At 37.1% G+C, this 19,187-nt stretch carries 15 protein-coding genes; 2 read left to right on the top strand and 13 right to left on the bottom strand.

Annotated features, from left to right (window positions below; all coding sequences use genetic code 11):
* Nucleotides 1-145: 145 nt before the first annotated feature.
* Entirely contained in the window at nt 146-2,296 is a 2,151-nt protein-coding gene (locus tag RAH34_RS10450) for a TonB-dependent siderophore receptor (protein ID WP_306596082.1), read from the bottom strand.
* Between the two features lie 199 nt (nt 2,297-2,495).
* On the opposite strand from RAH34_RS10450, the gene RAH34_RS10445 reads away from it, so the two are divergent.
* The gene (locus tag RAH34_RS10445) at nt 2,496-2,897 is read left to right on the top strand and encodes a nuclear transport factor 2 family protein (RefSeq protein WP_114821616.1); all 402 of its coding nucleotides are present in this window, start codon (nt 2,496-2,498) and stop codon (nt 2,895-2,897) included.
* 276 nt (nt 2,898-3,173) lie between these two features.
* On the opposite strand, the gene RAH34_RS10440 is transcribed toward RAH34_RS10445, so the two are convergent.
* The 6 genes from RAH34_RS10440 to RAH34_RS10415 all read right to left on the bottom strand — a co-directional run bounded on the left by RAH34_RS10440 (nt 3,174) and on the right by RAH34_RS10415 (nt 10,830).
* Nucleotides 3,174-3,674 (bottom strand): hypothetical protein, encoded by a 501-nt coding sequence (locus RAH34_RS10440; protein ID WP_306596081.1) that lies wholly within the window; start codon nt 3,672-3,674, stop codon nt 3,174-3,176.
* A gap of 205 nt (nt 3,675-3,879) precedes the next feature.
* Nucleotides 3,880-4,716 carry a hypothetical protein gene (locus tag RAH34_RS10435; RefSeq protein WP_114821618.1) on the bottom strand — a complete coding sequence of 279 codons (837 nt, stop codon included), beginning with the start codon at nt 4,714-4,716 and terminating at the stop codon, nt 3,880-3,882.
* Between the two features lie 14 nt (nt 4,717-4,730).
* Nucleotides 4,731-5,174, bottom strand: a complete 444-nt coding sequence (locus tag RAH34_RS10430) for a hypothetical protein (RefSeq protein ID WP_306596080.1) — start codon at nt 5,172-5,174, stop codon at nt 4,731-4,733.
* A gap of 122 nt (nt 5,175-5,296) precedes the next feature.
* Entirely contained in the window at nt 5,297-8,479 is a 3,183-nt protein-coding gene (carB, locus tag RAH34_RS10425; RefSeq protein ID WP_306596079.1) for a carbamoyl-phosphate synthase large subunit, read from the bottom strand.
* Between the two features lie 157 nt (nt 8,480-8,636).
* Nucleotides 8,637-9,710, bottom strand: coding sequence for a carbamoyl phosphate synthase small subunit (locus RAH34_RS10420; protein ID WP_306596078.1), 1,074 nt, complete (start codon nt 9,708-9,710; stop codon nt 8,637-8,639).
* Between the two features lie 229 nt (nt 9,711-9,939).
* The gene (locus tag RAH34_RS10415; RefSeq protein ID WP_062670681.1) at nt 9,940-10,830 is read right to left on the bottom strand and encodes an aspartate carbamoyltransferase catalytic subunit; all 891 of its coding nucleotides are present in this window, start codon (nt 10,828-10,830) and stop codon (nt 9,940-9,942) included.
* Nucleotides 10,831-11,070: 240 nt separating this feature from the next.
* Between RAH34_RS10415 and RAH34_RS10410 the strand changes: the two genes are divergently transcribed.
* The gene (locus RAH34_RS10410) at nt 11,071-11,532 is read left to right on the top strand and encodes an Lrp/AsnC family transcriptional regulator (protein ID WP_034696246.1); all 462 of its coding nucleotides are present in this window, start codon (nt 11,071-11,073) and stop codon (nt 11,530-11,532) included.
* Nucleotides 11,533-12,259: 727 nt separating this feature from the next.
* Here RAH34_RS10410 and argH read toward each other — a convergent pair.
* The 6 genes from argH to argC all read right to left on the bottom strand — a co-directional run bounded on the left by argH (nt 12,260) and on the right by argC (nt 19,154).
* A complete protein-coding gene (argH, locus tag RAH34_RS10405; protein ID WP_306596077.1) occupies nt 12,260-13,564 on the bottom strand; it encodes an argininosuccinate lyase in 1,305 nt (434 codons plus the stop codon).
* A 258-nt stretch (nt 13,565-13,822) separates the two neighbouring features.
* Nucleotides 13,823-14,905: a M20 family metallo-hydrolase gene (locus RAH34_RS10400; protein ID WP_114822557.1), complete on the bottom strand. Its 1,083-nt coding sequence runs from the start codon at nt 14,903-14,905 to the stop codon at nt 13,823-13,825.
* Nucleotides 14,880-15,674: an acetylglutamate kinase gene (gene argB / locus RAH34_RS10395; RefSeq protein ID WP_306596076.1), complete on the bottom strand. Its 795-nt coding sequence runs from the start codon at nt 15,672-15,674 to the stop codon at nt 14,880-14,882. The genes RAH34_RS10400 and argB overlap by 26 nt, the downstream gene beginning before the upstream one ends.
* Nucleotides 15,675-15,741: 67 nt before the next feature.
* Nucleotides 15,742-16,698 (bottom strand): N-acetylornithine carbamoyltransferase, encoded by a 957-nt coding sequence (locus RAH34_RS10390; RefSeq protein ID WP_306596075.1) that lies wholly within the window; start codon nt 16,696-16,698, stop codon nt 15,742-15,744.
* A 266-nt stretch (nt 16,699-16,964) separates the two neighbouring features.
* Complete coding sequence (locus RAH34_RS10385) at nt 16,965-18,104, bottom strand: aspartate aminotransferase family protein (protein ID WP_306596074.1); 1,140 nt, start codon at nt 18,102-18,104, stop codon at nt 16,965-16,967.
* An 84-nt stretch (nt 18,105-18,188) separates the two neighbouring features.
* Nucleotides 18,189-19,154: an N-acetyl-gamma-glutamyl-phosphate reductase gene (gene argC / locus RAH34_RS10380; RefSeq protein WP_306596073.1), complete on the bottom strand. Its 966-nt coding sequence runs from the start codon at nt 19,152-19,154 to the stop codon at nt 18,189-18,191.
* Between the last annotated feature and the right edge of the window lie 33 nt (nt 19,155-19,187).

The raw sequence follows: 19,187 nt of genomic DNA, 5'->3' as shown, positions 1-19,187 counted from the left end.
GTAAAGTGAAAAGAGTTATTTCTGCTGCCGTTTACTTTAGCATATTTGAAGGCTTCAGAAATAAAAAGAGATTATAAATCAAATCGTTGCACCTTTGCGGTTTTCATCCTTATAGTTTCGTTAAGATTATTTTTGTTTTTTAGATTTAAAATTTGAATGCAAAATTGGCAAGGATTTCTCTCGGCTTCTGTGGCTGTCCGTAGAAATTCCAATAGTTTTCATTCAGCGCATTATTCATTTTCAGACCGATTCTGTATTTTTTCTTGTCATAGAAAATGGTAGCACCCACAGTAGTGTAAGAAGGAGCTAGAAAATGATTCACAATGTTGATGTAGGTTTGATCTACAAAATTAAATCCGGTTCCGAAACCAAGACCTTCATAAGCTCCATCCATAATTTTATAACTTGTCCATAGATTGGCTACATGTTTTGGAGTCCAGGCGATTCTTTTTCCGCTGTCTTTGCTTCGGTCATCATATTTGTTGTCGTTATAACCATATCCGGCAACGATATTCCAACCTTTGAAAGGGTTCGCAATGATCCCTATTTCCAGTCCCTGACTTTTGATATTACCATCCTGAATACTTCCTATTCCTCCCGGATCTGCAACCAGTCTGTTTTTAACATTAATATTATAATAACTCACGGTCGTCAGTAGTTTTTTATGGAACAAATCCACTTTGAAACCTGTTTCAATCTGATTTCCCTGTTCCGGATCCCATTTTGTCAGAACACCGACTTCATTCAGTGATGGAGCATAGTTTTTAAATCCATTCACATAATTGGCAAAGAATGAAATCTCATCCTTTACAATTTCATACACCAATCCGAACTTTGGTGAAAATTGGGTCTGGCTGTAACCGGAAACCTTATTTTCAGCATATCCGTTTTTGGTAGAGATCTCTACACCATTTACCACCATATCATCATTTTTATAGCTATCTACTCTCAAACTGGCCATTACCAGCAAATTATCTGTGATATTTAAAACATTGGAGATATAACCACTGATCGTTCTGAAAGTTGTAATATCAGATTCTGTGGATTTTCTTTCTCTGTTCATGAATTTGTTTCTTGAGATCGGATCCCAAGCTGAAGAGCTATCAAGATTCACTTTGTCATAAGGCATGAAAACATTGCTGTATCCGTTGGCTTCATAATAAGGGAACTGATATTTTGTTCTTTGCTGGAAGTAATCTATTCCTACTACCAGACGGTTTCTTAAGCCTCCTATTTTAAAATCTCCTGTGAAATTCTGCTGGATATTGTCTGTGGTTACTTTAAAGCTGTCGAAAGGGCGGATCATTCTTTCTACCTGATTATTATTCAGATATCTCAGCACTAAAAAGATCGACTCATTTTCATTGGCTTCCCCTCTTTGATAAGAGGTTCTGGAAGTCCATTGATCGTTGAATTTATGGGTAACCTCAGCCATTGTTACAAAATTGGTTCTTTTGGAACCGATGTCATTACTGGTAAATGCTCTTTTGTAAGCGACTTCCAGATCTTTCATCGAATGTAAAGTCAGCTTTTCTGAGTTTCTTACATAAGCATTCAATGTTTTGTCCGGAGCATGGAACTCGGTGTCTAACGTTACTGTGGTTTTATCACTTACTTTGTACAAAACACTTCCGGAGAAAAATAATCCTTTGTTGTAGCCCGCATCCTGAAAAGAATCCTGAGAATAGGCTGCGACATTGAATCTTGCCAATGCAGTTTTTTCTTTATTTAAAGGAGTATTCACATCTGCTGTGATCCTGTTCATTCCCCAGCTTCCGGTAGTATAATTGATAATTCCTCCGAAGTTTTCCTGTGGTTTTTTGGTTACAATATTCACCACACCACCATAGTTGGCTAATGTTCCTCCGAATAAAGTTCCCGATGGACCTTTTATTACTTCTACTCTTTCGATATTAGCGATCTCAGATTGTACTCTTGGATTTTGAATCAGTCCGTTTCTGAAACTGGCATTGGAACTGAAACCTCTCATAAAAATATCGTTTCCACTGTCATTGACACTGTTGCTTACAACAACTCCCGGAGCAGAAGCCATGGCTGTATTGAAGTCCATTGCTCCCATTTCACTGATGATTTCTTTGGGAACGAGGTTGTAAACGGTTGGATTTTCAAGGTTTTCAAGAGGAAGTCTTGCGATAGATTCAGATTTTTTGGTTCTGTAGTTGTGAGTTCCCTGGAGTGATACGGATTGGATTTCAGCCACTTTAATAGTATCCGTTTCCTGGGCACTCAGCATCGTTACGGCTAATAGAGCTGCAGAAATAATAGTTTTTTTCATGTTTATAATTAAGTTAGTTCTGCAAAATTATCTTATTTTTATTAATTCTAAATAAAAACATGATACAAATCATAAAACTTTTGCAATGAAATAACCCATTAATAAAGGATTCTATGAAAATAAACAGCAATTGGAGTTTAATTTTTTCTTATCTTCATGACTCCATATCAAGCTAATTATTGATTATAATTTTCAAGAAATGAAGAGCAATAACCAAGAAACTATTCAGCAATTTCTACAGTTTATGTCGGAAAGAAATCTGACAGAATTAACCAACCTTTTTTCTGATACTGTAGACTGGTATATACCTGGAGATGAACAAAAAGCGCCCTGGCTGGGAGTAAGAAACAATAAACAGGAAGTCGCCGAATTTTTTGAACTGCTATGGAAATATACGGAGCCTGTTTCTGCAAAAATTGATCATATTTTTACCGATGATGAAAATGCCGTGATTACAGGAGAATTTGTAACGAAAATGCTTGAAACTGGGAATATTGTAGAGTCCTTATTCTGTATTCAGATGCGTATTCAAAATCATAAAATTACACGCTACAGACTACTGGAAGATAGTTTAGCAGTTTCAAAGGCTTTGGATAAGTAGTTAAAGGCTATTTATCTTATTGATAACAACATACATTGGATATTTCTTAAACCATTAAGAAGGATTTAAGCAGTAAAGCATAATTAAGTTAAGATAAATCATTCTGATTTTTAAGCATAAAGCGAAGCTCATCTTAATAGTCTAAATACCTTAATGCGATCTTAATGTTTCAAAAAAGTTTAAACAAGTTTATTATTAATGAGATTCTTTGAACAATGCGCACAGAACTTTTTTCTGTGTCAGAATTACATTGCTATTAATGTCTACAATTATCTTTTATATAACGGCAGCGGCCATCATCGACATATAATAATTGGCGCAATGCAGTGCGTTAATTAAAACGATTTCTTTTTCCGGAAAGGTTTCATAGGCATCAGAGGTGTTTATCTGATATTCGTAATTCATGGAAGTCCATTTCAGGTGGGGTTTTATAATTATCAGCTCTACGCCGTCCTGATCTGTAAGGACAAATGATTCTTTAAAAATACCTCTGTGTTTAAAAAGATAGCCATTTTTAATCCCATCAAAATAGGTCTGCACCACAATTTCCCCGTTCCAGTTCATTCTGAATTTCAGAAGTACCCTTTCATGGTCTTTAAGCTCAATCGTAGTTCCCCAAAAACCTTTTGGCTCTACCTGATAGGTTTTACCATCTGCAATTTCAATGACAGCATTAAATTTAAACCAGCTTGTATAAGTAAGTTTTCCAATTAATCTTTCTTCTCTTGTGACCTCGAAAGATAAAGAATTGCTTGATTTTGCGTAATATTCTGCCATGGTTATATTTTGATTTGGTGGAATTTTTATTAGTTTTTAAATAATAATAACAGCCTGAATTTTAACGCTCTAATTTATAAATAATTCGGTAAACATCATGTATTTTTAAGCTAATCCGATAAAAACACTTCCGAATTCATTTTAACCCTGTTTTTTGTATTGAAAATTTGTTTTTAAATGTATGAGAGCATGATAAAAAAATCACTTAATTGCTTTCAAACCAGTACTTCCATTTTTCATCATCAATTCCAAATTTCCCCTGCCACCATCTTGCGGGATAACCAACATCATCATTCCTAATGGGTCTGTGTTCTCTTTCCGGATAGGTAACATATTGATCTGCATACCCAAAATGAGCATCATCATGTAAAATTCCGATAACTCCCAAAATTTCCAACAATCCTAATCTTTCTTCATCATTTGATTTTACTGTTTTGGCGATTCTCTTTTTAAGTTGAGAAATTCTGTCGCCGGGTTCTGATGTTTCAATAATTTCTTTCAGTTCATTGAGAATCCTGTAGTCATTTTCGGTAGGTTTAACGACCGGAAGTTTTGGAAACTGTTCTACATCAAATAAAACCTGGATTAAACTATCAAAACAACATCCATCTTTGTATTTGAAATAATTGATGGTATTGAATTCGATAGGATCTTCAAACTCATAAGTATGAAGCCCGCATATCGCACAGATATCTTCATTAGGTTCCGGACTTGGCGTAAAGCTATGCTCTTCCAGACTTTCTGCAATGCAATAGCTGGATAAAAATGATCGGTATTCCAGTTGTCTTGTACTTAAACTGTACACAAAAGCATCCACAACTTTCTGTTTTTCAATACCAGCCACAGCCCTTTTAATTCTTCTGCAAATTTCATCATGACTTATCTCTTCCTGATCATACATTACAGAATGTTTCTTTGCATACTCAAAATCATCTTCAGAGATATACTGCATATAAGTTTCCCAATAAAACCAATCCCTTACACTTTCGTTCTGGGAAGTTTTTATGGTGTTGAGTAAAATTTGTATTGCTTTTTTATCCATTACAGCTTTTTCCTTTATTCGATTTTATAAACATAACTCTTACTGATATATCTGCTTTTATTTATTAATTCTGAAGGATAAAATATGGTTCCATTAACCTCAACACTTTTAATTCTATATCTCCAGCTTCCATTATGGCTTGTGTAAATTTTTGTTGTTGAATTTGGATAAAGCTCAAGGACAATGGAAGAATCTTTTATTTCTATTTTTTCAAGAGACTTTGGATTTTTGATTTTATAGAAAGACCGAGGTGACAATATTCCATTTTCATAATTAAATGCAAAGCTGCCGCCTCCATTATCAATTGCTTTTGAGATGGGATAACTGTAATTGATCTTAATTATTTTTTTGGAGCCAGTCAGGTTTTGAATATAGAAATCAGTTATCCAGGAACATCCTGAAAGCACTGCTACGAAAATACAACATAGAAATCCTATCGTAATTGATTTTATACTCATTATATTGAAGTTTAAATGGCTTTTGCAAAAGTAAACAGAATCCTTTATTTTTTCTGGATTAAATTGATAAAAAAATCCCACAAGAAAACTTGTGGGATTTTAATATTTATTCTAGTCAGAAATTACATTGTCTCCATTTTGAAGCTCATGCTTTCGATTACCTTTAAGATCGCTTCTACCGTATCCATTGAAGTTAAACAAGGAACACCGTTTTCCACACTCATTCTTCTGATCTGGAATCCGTCTCTTTCAGCCTGTTTACCTTTTGTAGTGGTATTCACAACATACTGAACTTTTCCTTTCTGGATCAGGTCGATAAGGTTTACATCTTCTTCTCCGATTTTGTATCCGATTTTGCAAGGGATTCCTTTTTCTTCAAAGAACTTCGCAGTACCTTCTGTAGCCCAGATTCTGAATCCTACTTCATGGAATCTTGCGGCAAGAGCTGCTGCCTCATCTTTATGCTTATCGGCTACTGTAAACAGGATAGACCCGTGCATAGGAACTTTTCTTCCTGCAGCAACCAATCCTTTGTAAAGTGCTTTTTCAAGGGTTGTATCTTTCCCCATAACTTCTCCTGTAGACTTCATTTCCGGGCCTAAAGAGATATCCACTTTCGTTAGCTTAGAGAAAGAGAATACCGGTACTTTTACAAATACGCCTTCTTTGTTTGGAACCAATCCGTTTTCGTAACCTAAATCTTTCAGTTTTTGTCCCAGGATTGCCTTTGTTGCAAGGTTCGCCATCGGAACTTCTGTGATTTTAGATAAGAAAGGAACTGTTCTTGAAGAACGAGGGTTTACTTCGATTACATATACATTTCCTTCGAAAAGAACGTACTGGATATTCATTAATCCGATAACGTTTAATCCTTTTGCCAGTCTCTGAGTGTAGTCTACCAAAGTATCAATCTCGCTCTGAGAGATATTTTGCGGCGGATACACTGCGATAGAGTCTCCGGAGTGAACTCCTGCTCTTTCGATGTGCTCCATAATTCCCGGGATCACTACGGTTTCACCGTCGCAGATAGCATCAACTTCAATTTCCTTTCCTACCATGTATTTGTCTACCAATACCGGGTGCTCAGGGCTTGCTTCTACTGCATTTTCCATGTAGTGAGCCAGTTCTGCTTCTGCGTATACAATTTCCATTGCTCTACCTCCAAGAACGTAGCTTGGACGAACCAATACCGGGTATCCGATTTCGTTGGCAATTTTTATCGCTTCTTCTTTCGAAGTTGAAGTTCTTCCTTTTGGCTGAGGAATTCCAAGCTCCTGAAGTGCTTTTTCGAATTTATCTCTATTTTCAGCTCTGTCAAGGTCTTCTAATGAAGTTCCTAAGATCTGTACTCCGTGAGCGGCTAGTTTATCAGCAAGGTTAATCGCTGTCTGCCCTCCGAACTGTACCACTACTCCTTTTGGTTTTTCAAGCTCGATGATGTTCATCACATCTTCTTCTGTAAGCGGCTCGAAGTAAAGTTTATCTGAAATTGAGAAGTCTGTAGAAACTGTCTCAGGGTTGTTGTTGATGATAATCGCTTCGTAACCCATTTCTTTGATTGCCCATACTGAGTGAACCGTTGCGTAGTCAAACTCAACTCCCTGTCCGATTCTGATAGGTCCTGAACCTAGTACGATGATTTTTTCTTTGTCCGAAACAACACTTTCGTTTTCTTCTTCGTAAGTTCCGTAGAAATAAGGCGTTTCACTTTCGAATTCAGCAGCACAAGTGTCTACCATTTTGTAAACCGGCATGATTCCGTTTTCTTTTCTGAAGTTGAAAACCTCACGCTCTTTTACATCCCAAAGAACAGCGATATTGATATCTGCAAAACCTAATCTCTTCGCTTCAATCAGGGTTTCTTTATCAAATTTGTTGTCAGCGATTACTTTTTCGAAGTCAACTAATTTTTTCAGTTTCCAGATAAAGAACTTGTCGATTTTACTCCATTCTACAATCTGTTCCCAGTCGTATCCTCTTCTTAAAGCATCTCCGATGATGAATAATCTCTCATCATCACACACTCTGATTCTTCTTTCGATTTCTTCAGCAGTAAGTGCCTGAGCCTGCTTTGTTTTTAATCCTAAATGCTTGATTCCTGTTTCTAATGAACGGATCGCTTTCTGTAAAGATTCTTCAAGGTTTCTTCCGATTGCCATTACCTCACCCGTTGCTTTCATCTGAGTAGAAAGTCTTCTGTCTGCCGTTTCGAATTTATCGAATGGGAATCTTGGGAATTTCGTTACCACATAGTCAAGAGCCGGCTCGAAACATGCGTATGTTTTTCCTGTTACCGGGTTCATGATTTCATCCAGAGTCAATCCTACAGCGATTTTTGCTGCAATCTTTGCAATCGGATACCCTGTTGCCTTACTTGCTAACGCTGATGAACGGGAAACTCTAGGGTTTACCTCAATGATATAGTAATCGAATGAATGCGGATCTAAAGCTAACTGTACGTTACATCCACCTTCAATTCCTAATGCTCTGATGATTTTCAGGGAAGCATTTCTCAGTAACTGATACTCTCTGTCTGAAAGCGTCTGAGAAGGGGCTACTACGATAGAGTCTCCAGTGTGAACCCCTACCGGGTCAATATTTTCCATGTTACAAACCACAATGGCGTTGTCGTTTGCATCACGCATTACTTCGTATTCAATTTCTTTGAAACCTGCGATTGATTTTTCGATAAGACACTGTGTAACCGGGCTGTGCTTTAATCCCAATTCAGCAATCTCTTTCAATTCAACTTCTGTAGAAGCGATACCACCTCCGGTACCACCCATTGTGAAGGCAGGACGAACAATTACAGGATACCCGATCTCATCTGCGAAAGCAAGTGCACCTTCTACCGTATTGACGATATCAGATTCCGGTACCGGCTCGTTCAGTTCTCTCATCAGCTCACGGAAAAGGTCTCTGTCTTCTGCTCTGTTGATAGCAGAAAGTTTAGTTCCCAATACTTCCACCTTGCACTCTTCAAGAATTCCTGATTTTTCCAATTCTACCGCCATGTTAAGACCTGTCTGACCTCCTAATGTTGGTAATAATGCATCCGGACGTTCTTTTCTGATGATGTGGCTTACAAACTGTAATGAAATCGGCTCGATATATACTTTATCTGCGATTTCCACATCTGTCATGATCGTTGCAGGATTTGAGTTGATCAAAATTACTTTGTAGCCTTCTTCTTTCAAAGACAGACAAGCCTGCGTTCCTGCGTAATCAAATTCAGCTGCCTGACCAATGATGATAGGTCCTGAACCGATTACTAAAATTGTTTTTATATCTGTACGTTTTGCCATTTTTCTTTTTTTAGATACTAAAAGTTTGAACTTAAACTTCCAGCATTATGCTTTATTTAAATTGAATTAACACACTTTGTCATTCCCAAGGATCTCATTTTGTTGTTGAGATTCTTCATTCAGCTTTTGCTTCTTTCAGAATGACAATTGGAGTGTCTTACTTTTTAAAGTCCTCCATCATTTGAATGAACTCATCAAACAGGTAGTTTGCATCTTCAGGACCAGGGCTCGCTTCAGGGTGATACTGAACTGAGAAACAAGGGTGGATTTTATGTTTTAATCCTTCGTTTGTTCTGTCGTTCAAGGCGATGTGTGTTTCGATAAGGTCTGTTCCTTTTAAACTTTCCTGATCAACAGCATACCCATGGTTCTGAGAAGTAATGGCTACTGTATTTTTCTCCAGATCCAATACCGGGTGGTTTCCTCCTCTGTGTCCGAATTTCAGTTTGAAAGTTTTCGCTCCACAAGCAAGACCAATTAACTGGTGTCCTAAACAGATTCCGAAGATTGGAACTTTTCCTAATAATCCTCTGATCATATCCAACGCGTGCGGTACATCTTCCGGGTCACCAGGACCGTTTGACAACATAATTCCGTCCGGATTCATCAGTAGGATTTCTTCTGCAGTAGTATCCTGAGAAACCACGATGATGTCACAGTTTCTCTGAGACAATTCTCTGATAATTCCCAGTTTTGCACCGAAATCTACCAACACTACTTTGAAACCTCTGTTCGGGTTAGCGTAAGGAGTTTTTGTAGAAACCTCCTCTACCTGGTTGGTTGGGAAATTTGTTGTCTTCAGCTCAGAAGCTACAGCAGCTTCATCAGCATCAGCATTTACAATTTTTCCTTTTACCACTCCATAGTTACGAAGAACTCTTGTCAGTCTTCTGGTGTCGATTCCTGAAATTCCTGAAAGGTTTTTCTTTTTAAATAATTCATCTAAAGTAATCTGAGTACGGAAGTTGGAAGGAAGATCGCAAAGTTCTTTTACGATAAGCCCTTTAATTGCCGGCTCGATACTTTCATAATCATCACGGTTAATACCATAATTTCCGATAAGCGGATAGGTCATACAAACTATCTGACCGCAGTATGATGGGTCAGAGATCAATTCCTGATACCCTGTCATTCCGGTATTGAAAACTACTTCCCCTGCAGTTTCCAATTCTGCTCCGAAACCTTCTCCATGAAACACTTCACCGGACTCCAGTATTAATTTTTTCTTCATTTTAAACTTTTATCTCTTATTATTTATATGTTATTAACAGGTCGCCCTTACAGGGCTTGGATTATTTAAATCCTTTTTATTTCCATGGGTTTCACCCATTGCTATTAGCAGGCCGCCCCTACGGGGCTCTTTTATTTTTATCTACTTATTTTCACCCTGGCTATTAACAGGTCGCCCCTCCGGGGCTCTTTAACTTTTTACTTTTAACCTGGCTCTTTTACCTTGGCCCTTATTTAAAAGTATATCCTTTACTTTCCAACGCTTCTTTTAAAATGGCCATTCTGGCGAATACCCCGTTTTCCATTTGTTTAAAGACTCTTGATCTTTCGCATTCTACAAGATCTGAATCTATTTCCACGCCTCTGTTGATCGGAGCCGGGTGCATGACAATTGCTTCTTTTTTCATGGCCTGTTCTCTTTCTTTCGTCAGACCATATCTTTTATGATACTCTGAAGCAGTGAAGCTCATTGCTGCATCGTGTCTCTCGTGCTGGATTCTTAGCAGCATTAAAACATCTACTTCAGCGATCAGTTCGTCCACTGACATATATGTTCCGTTGATCAAAGCTCCTTCATCAAACCACTGTTCAGGTCCTGAAAAGTATACTTTGGCTCCCAGTCTTCTTAATGCTTCTGCATTTGAATTAGCAACACGGCTGTGTTTTACATCTCCTACAATTCCTACCTTCAGTCCTTCAAACTTTCCGAATTCCTGATAGATGGTCATCAGATCCAGCATACACTGTGAAGGGTGGTTTCCTGTACCGTCTCCTCCGTTGATTACCGGAATCTTAATATTTTTCAGTTCCTCGAAGTATCTGTCTTTCTTATCACGGATCACCACAAGGTTCACCCCTATACTTTCAATCGTCTTTACAGTGTCATAAAGACTCTCACCTTTGTTTACCGAACTGTGTGACGCATCAAAAGGAACTACCTGAAGTCCCAGTTTTCTCTCTGCAAGATCGAAGCTTGTTTTCGTTCTTGTACTGTCTTCGAAGAAAAGGTTTGAGCAAAAAACTTCTCCTTCAATTTTAGCAGTTTTACCATTCGCAAAAGCCAGTGCTTCTGTCAGTATACTGTTGATTCTCTCGGTGCTTAGTTCTGTAATCGTAAACATAATTCTAATTTTTGGGCATAAAAAAAGCGAAGACAACTATCTTCGCTTAATAACAATAAATATCGTAAAGGGCGCTTTCGCCCGGTAAATCTAATGATATAAATGCTTTTTTATTCATTAGGTGCAAAGATACAACAATTTTATGAACCTACAAAAATTATGTTTAAAATAAATTAAAAACTTCAGTCTTTCCTTATTCTCATTTAAAATTAATATTTTTGTTAGCACACAACTTTATTTATGGATTTAAAAGACAAAATGATTCTCAGTATTATTCAGGAAGACTCTACATTATCGGTAAAAGAAATTTCCGAAAAGATAGGTCTTACCTTTACTCCAACATATGAGCGAATCAAACAATTGGAGAAACAGGGCATCATTGAAAAATACGTAGGTCTTTTAAACCGTGAAAAACTGGGTTTGAATATCATCGTTTATTGCAATGTCCGTCTTAAGGAGCAATCCAAAAAAGTATTGGAAACCTTTGAGGACAACATTTCCAAATACGATGAAGTTCAGGAAATCACCAGCCTTTCCGGGGAATATGATTATATGCTGAAAATTATCGCGAAAGATATCAATTCCTATAATGAGTTTGCGGTGAGTGTGATTTCAAATCTTCCCAACATCGGACAATATCACAGTTCTATTGTCCTTCACGAGGTGAAAAAATCTACCAAGTTTAAAATTGATCTGGAATAATCCACCTATTTTTAAACTCATTATTATCCTGATTTTACTTGCTGAAAATCTTAGATTTTCTTGCGTCTTGAAAATAAGATATATCATTATCAATTTGCGCCTTCGCGTTTTCCAACAGATTTTTTCTAATCTTTTATTTTATTAGAAAAAACGCAAAGACGCAAAAGAAATCTATAAACTTTATGTTGTAAGGCGCTAAGATTTTATCTCCGATAAAATTTTGGACTGCCTATTTAAACTCAATTTTTAATAATAAGTAGCTTAACATCCTCCAACCTTAAAATTGATCTGAAATAATCCATCTATTTTTAAACTCATTATTATCCTGATTTTACTTGCTGAAAATCTCTGATTTTCTTGCGTCTTGAAAATAAGATATATCATTATCATTTTGCGCCTTCGCGTTTTCCAACAGATTTTTTCTGATTCTTTTATTAGAAAAGCGCAAAGACGCAAAAGAAATCTATAAACTTTATGCTTTAAGGCGCTAAGATTTTATCTCCGATAAAATTTTATGCAGCAGATTTAATCTCAATTTCCAATCATAGTCAGTTTAAAGATCAATCATCAAATTCAAAGAGCGGAATTACAATCCAGCCATTAAGATCACTTAAGCAGATAAGATTTAAGATTAAGGCTTTCACAACGAAAAGACAGCAGGCTAAAATAATTTTAGAAATTCCACTGATTTTTGCCTAAGTTTTTGACGACCTTAATGGCTTAGATTCTAACCCAATAATTTATTTTTCAGTTTATTGAACTGATATTCTATTTTGTCCAGGCAAAGATTTCCAATACTTCCCTGGTGGGTATGTTCAAGGTTTCCGGGTTCAAATTCAAACTCGTTGTTTTCAATTTCCTGCCCTACTTTTACATAAGCATCACGGAACGAACTTCCGTTTTTCACTTCTTCATTGATCTTTTCTACACTGAAAAGATATTTATACTTTTCATCTTCCAGAATTCCGTCTTTTACCTGAATATTGGGTAAAGTATAGCTTAGGATTTCCAGACATTCCTTTAAAGAATCTATTGCAGGGAAAAGTATCTCTTTCGTCAACTGTACATCTCTGTGATAACCGGAAGGCAGATTGTTTGTCAAAAGAATCAGTTCGTTCGGAAGCGACTGAATTCTGTTACATCGTGCACGAACCAGCTCAAAGATATCCGGATTCTTTTTATGAGGCATAATGCTGCTTCCTGTAGTAAACTCCTTTGGAAAGCTAATAAAATCAAAATTCTGGCTTAGGTATAAACACACATCATAAGCAAACTTACCAAGCGTTCCTGCTAAAGTAGCCATTGCCATTGACAGCATTTTTTCCGACTTTCCACGGGTCATCTGAGCATATACCGAGTTATAATTCATCGACTGGAAGCCCAGATTGTAGGTGGTACTTTCACGATTGATCGGGAAAGATGAACCATAACCGGCCGCTGATCCCAGCGGGTTTTTATTAATGATATTTTTTACTGAAAACAGCATTTCCACATCATCCAAAAGCGCTTCTGCATAAGCTCCGAACCACAATCCGAATGATGAAGGCATTGCAATCTGCAAATGGGTATATCCCGGAAGCAGAACATTTTTATGCTGATCTGCCAATTGAATTAAAATCTGGAAAAACTCATCTGTAAGCGCCGTGATCTCACGGATTTCATCCAATAAGTACAATTTTATATCCAGCAAAACCTGATCATTTCTTGATCTTGCCGTATGGATTTTCTTTCCTGTATCACCTAATTCTTCAATGAGAATGGCTTCTACCTGAGAATGGATATCCTCAGCATCTTTATCAATTTCAAAACTACCTTCTTCAATTTTATTTAAAATACTATTCAAAACAGACAACATCTGTTCTGATTCTTCCTGAGTGATAATTCCGGTTTCTGCCAACATTTTGCAATGGGCCATAGAACCTTTCACGTCATATTTCGCTAAACGTTCGTCAAAGTCAAGGTCTTTACCGACTGTAAATTGAGTGACTAATATATTGGTGGCAAGGTCATCCTTCTGCCATATTTTTTTCATATTCTTTGATTTAAAATACTGATGGGTTTTGACATGCCCGGCAAGGCAATCCTTATTACTATTAACTATAAAAAAACATTTCCTTATGTAAAGCCTTCATTTCTAATTTTCTTTTTGCATAAATCTTATTAAAAACTAAACTTCTAGTGCCCGCCGGGCGGAGTCAAAACATATATTGAGCTGGAAGCCTGAGGCTGGAGACAGGAAGCTAATAACATACTGCAATAACTTCCCTCTTCCTACACCCATCTTTCATTTTTATAACACTTTTTCTAAAATTCTGATGTAAATTTCTATTCCTTCTTCTATTTCATGGATATAGATAAATTCATCTGCAGTATGAGAGCGCCTACTGTCTCCAGGACCTATTTTCACTGATGTACATGGAATAATCGCCTGATCTGAAGAGGTTGGTGAACCATAAGTTGTCCTTCCGATTTCAACTCCTGCTTTTACAAACGGATGATCCAGCTCGATTTTTGAAGAATTCAATCTGAACGATCTGGCTGTTAAAGTAGATTTCATCTGAGACTGAATGATATCAAACGCTTCCTGATTGGAATATTCATCCGTTACTCGTACATCCAATGTAAAGTTGCACGATTCCGGAACAACGTTATGCTGTACGCCTGCATGAATTCCGGATAAAGTAACTTTAACTTCACCCAGATATTCTGAAACCTTTGGAAATTTAAAGTCCAGAATATTCTGCAAATCCTGCATACATTTTACAATCGAGTTATCATCATTAGGATGAGCGGCATGAGAAGGAGTACCTTTCATTTCTCCATCAATTACAAGAAGTCCTTTTTCTGCAATCGCCAGATTCATCTGCGTGGGTTCTCCTACAATGGCGAGTTCTACGTTGGGTAGCTGCGGAAACAGAGCTTCTATTCCATCAAATCCTGAGATCTCCTCCTCTGCCGTCAAAGCAATAACTAAATTATATTTTAAATCTTCTTTATCATAAAAATGTAAAAAAACCTGTGCCATAGAAACCAAAGAAGCTCCGGCATCATTACTTCCCAATCCAAATAATTTTCCCTCTTTTTCAACTGGAACAAACGGATCCAATGTGTAAGCTTTGTTAGGCTTTACAGTATCATGATGGGTATTCAGTAAAACCGAAGGCTTAAAAACATCAAAATGCTTATTTACCGCCCAGATATTATTTTTAAAACGTTTGGTAGGAATCTGGTGTTTTTTGAAAAAATTTTCAATTTCTACCGACGTATTGAATTCATCTTTACTGAATGAAGGAATCTCAATCAAATTTTTAAGCAATCCGACCGCATTATTCAATAGCTCTTCTTTATTATAAACAGATTTCAGTTCCTGCATGATGACTTTCTATATGGTTTTTCAATTCTGTTTCTTTGATCAGAAACACTTTGTCTACATTATTTTTTATGGCTCCAAGAGCATTTTCAAGTTTGGGTAAAATCCCTTTGTGAAGCTTTCCTTCTTCTTTTAATGTGGTGAAATCTTCCTCAGTTACACTTTTGATCACAGATTCAGGATCATTTACATCTTGCAGTACTCCTTCTTTATCAAAACAATACAACAGTTCAACTTCATATTTCTCCGAAAGAGCCTGCGCCATTACAGAAGCAATGGTATCCGCATTGGTATTGAAAAGATTTCCTTTTCTATCGTGTGTAATTGCTGAAAACACAGGAATAAGACCTAGCTTGATGAGTTTTGAAACCAGTTTTCTGTTCACACTTTTCTTATTGATGTCTCCTACAAATCCAAAGTCGATTTCAGGATGTTCTCTTTTTTTAGCTTTGATTAAATTTCCATCTGCTCCTGAGAATCCTATGGCATTGCATTTTTTCTGCTGCAGTTTTTCAACAATATTTTTATTGATTCCTCCCGCATATACCATCGTTACAATATCCAGTGTGTCTTTATCCGTAATCCTCCTTCCGTTGATCATTTTCTGCTCGATGCCCAGTTTATCAGCCAGCATCGTCGCCAGTTTTCCACCGCCATGAACAAGAATTTTCTTTTCATTAATTTCAGAAAATTGTTCTAAGAATTGGTTTAATAATTCTTCATCATCTATTAAAGCTCCGCCAATTTTTATGATGTATAACTTTTCTTTCATTTGTAAACATTTTGGGATACTTGATCTTTTCTATCCTTGTCAAGGTTTAAAACCTTGACAAGGATCACTAGGCTTTCAATTCATCTAAAATTTCACTGAATACAGCTTGTGCCGAGAAAATTCGGTTTTTAGCCTGCTGATAAATGATAGAATGATCTCCATCCATCACTTCATCACTCAGTTCCACATTACGGCGAACCGGAAGACAGTGCATCACTTTTGCATCATTGGTATTGGCTAATTTTTCATTGGTAAGCATCCAGTCGCCTTTTACTTCAGGCATTGCTGCATAATCATCAAAAGAAGACCAGTTTTTTACATAGATAAAATCTGCATCTTTCAACGCTTCGTCCTGATCATGGATTACTTTTACATCCTTTGTGAAGTTTTTATCTAAATCATATCCTTCGGGATTGGCAATTACTAATTCTACATCCATTTCCTGCATCCATTCTGCAAAAGAATTTCCAACAGCATGAGCAATAGGTTTTATATGCGGTGCCCAGGTCAATACCACTTTTGGTTTATGGTCCTTTTTCCAGTTTTCTGTAATCGTGATACAGTCTGCTAAACTTTGCAGCGGATGGCGGGTAGCAGATTCCAATGAAATAACAGGAACTTTTGCATGTTTTTCAAACTGGCTTAAGATACTTTCATTCACATCATCTTCCTTGCTCTTCATTCCTGCAAAACAACGTACCGCGATGATATCGCAATATTGGTTTAAAACCTCAATTGCATCTTTGATATGCTCTACAGTATCCCCATTCATGACAGCTCCATCAGCAAATTCAAGATTCCAGGCTTCCTGTGCAGCATTTAATGTCAATACATTCAACCCTAAATTCTGAGCTGCAATCTGACTGCTCAGACGGGTTCTCAAACTTGAATTTAAAAATACAAGTCCTATTGTTTTTCCCTTTCCTTTTTGTGTTTCAGTAAGAGGGTCTGCTTTTATCTGTAAAGCTTTTTTTATGATTTCCTGTAAGTTTTCTACATCACTTACAGAGGTAAATTTTTTCATTTGGTATTTCTATTTTTTTTCAATGGACAAATGGAATATCCATTTCATTTTGAATTGATTTTAAAGATTGTGTTTACACATTTTTGAGAGTTTTAACGCAAGGACGCAAAGCTTTCCACTGATGCTTTTTTCGTTCGCAAGGGCGTTTCACTCAGCAATTGATACTTGTTTTTGTCATTCTGAGATTCTTCATTTCACTTCGTTTCATTCAGAATGACAGGTATTGTGTACTATTTTAAGTTTTATAACCTTTGCTCTCCAGTCCCTTAGATATTCCCCAACACCACTTTCAGAGCATTGATGAAAAGATCCGTTTCCTCTTTTTTGATATTCAGTGCCGGAAGAATCCTCAATACTGTTTTATCATTAGAGTTTCCGGTGAAAATATGATGACCGAAAAGCAATTCTTTCCTTACTTCCGAACAGTCTCTATCGAGTTCTATTCCGATCATCAATCCTTTCCTTCGGATGGATTTAATATGTGGTAAATCTTTAATTTCATTTTCAATATACTCACCCATCTGCTGAGCATTTTCAAGAAGATTTTCATCTTTCATAACATCAAGAACAGCAATTGAAGCCGCACAAGCCAGATGATTTCCTCCAAATGTAGTTCCCAGCAAACCGTTGCTTGCCTGGAATTTAGGATTTATCAAAACTCCGCCAACAGGGAAACCATTTCCCATTCCTTTTGCCGTTGTAATAATATCTGCCTCTACACCAAATTCCTGATGGGCAAAGAAATATCCGCTTCTCCCATACCCGGACTGCACTTCATCCAAAATAAGAACAGTATCATATTTTTCACATAATTCTTTGATTTTAGATAAAAATTCCGGTGTTGGAATCATAATTCCTCCTACTCCCTGAATTCCTTCGATGATTACGGATGAAATTTCATTTCCATGCTTGTCAAAGGTTTCTTCAAGCTGCTGCACATCATTCCATTCTGATTTGATAAACCTTTCAGAAAAGTTAACCGGAGCCACAATCTTTGGATTATCTGTTACCGAAACCGCTGCAGAAGTTCTTCCGTGGAATGAACCTGAGAAATAAAGTACTTTGCTTTTTCCGTTATGAAAAGAAGCCAGCTTCAATGCATTTTCATTCGCTTCCGCTCCAGAATTGCATAAGAAAAGATTATAATCCTCGTAACCTGAAAGTTTCCCCAGCTTTTCCGCCAGTTCAGTCTGCAATTCATTCTGAACAGAGTTGGAATAGAAAGAAATTTTCTCCAGCTGATCTTTCAGTTTATTTTGATAATATGGATGGTTGTGCCCGATAGAAATCACAGCATGACCGCCATAAAAATCAAGATATTGTTCCCCTTTATCATCCCAAAGAAAAGATCCCTGAGCTTTTACCGGATTTATGTTGAATAATGGATATACGTTGAATAAATTCATGTCTTTTTATAAATGATAATTGATAAATAATGAATGATGCGGGATTCGGGTTTCGAGTTCCTATACATCCATCTACTTTCTATATTAAAATGCTATCGGTTTCAGGTTCAGTCCTGCATTTTCTTCCCAGTTCATGGCCAGATTCATATTCTGGACTGCCTGTCCCGAAGCACCTTTTAACAAATTGTCAATCGCTGAGTGAATAACGACAACATTTCCACTCTTTTCGATTTGAATCACACAGCGATTGGTATTGACAACCTGCTTTAAATCAACTGCCCTACTACTTACCGTAACAAAAGGCTCCTCCGCATAGAAATCCTGAAATAATTGTTCTATTTCCTCCAGCGTCAAATCCGTCTTCATGGTGGAACTTGTAAAAATTCCTCTTGCAAAATCTCCTCTCCATGGAACAAAATTCAGGTTTACTTCTTTATTATTAAATGAAATCAGCTGCTGCAAAATCTCATCGACATGCTGATGAGTTAATGTTTTATAGGCTGAAACATTATCATTTCTCCAGGTAAAATGAGTGGTTGCCTGCAAAGACTGCCCGGCTCCTGTAGAACCTGTAATCCCTGTAGTAAAAACTTCATTTAAAACTCCTTTTTCCGCCAATGGCAGTAAAGCCAACTGAATAGCTGTAGCAAAACATCCCGGATTGGCAATGCTTCTTGCTCCTGCCAGCTGTTTTTTATTGATTTCCGGTAATCCATAGATAAAATCTCTGTTTCCGAAATTTCCTTCCAGACGGAAGTCATTTCCAAGATCAATCACCAGCGTTTCATCTTTAACAGGATTCTGAGTTAACCAGTTTTGACTTTCTTTATGCGGAAGACACAGAAAAAGAATATCCACGTCTTCAGGTTTGTCCGTCAAAACCATTTCACAAACCGTCGTTAAATCCGGGTACAGATCTGAAATTCTTGTTCCCGAATTCGAACGACTATGTAAAAAACTCAATGTCACATGGGGATGAAAAGCCAGTAAGCGTATCAGCTCACTTCCTGTATAACCGTTGGCACCAATGATTCCTACTGTTTTCTTCATTTTGATTCTGACAGCATTTTGTGCCGCCTTTCA

It is taken from the genome of Chryseobacterium sp. WLY505, assembly GCF_030846215.1.
In the GTDB taxonomy this organism is placed as follows: Bacteria; Bacteroidota; Bacteroidia; order Flavobacteriales; family Weeksellaceae; genus Chryseobacterium.
Note: the sequence above shows the minus strand (reverse complement) of the source record. Positions and strands in the feature narration are given on the sequence as shown.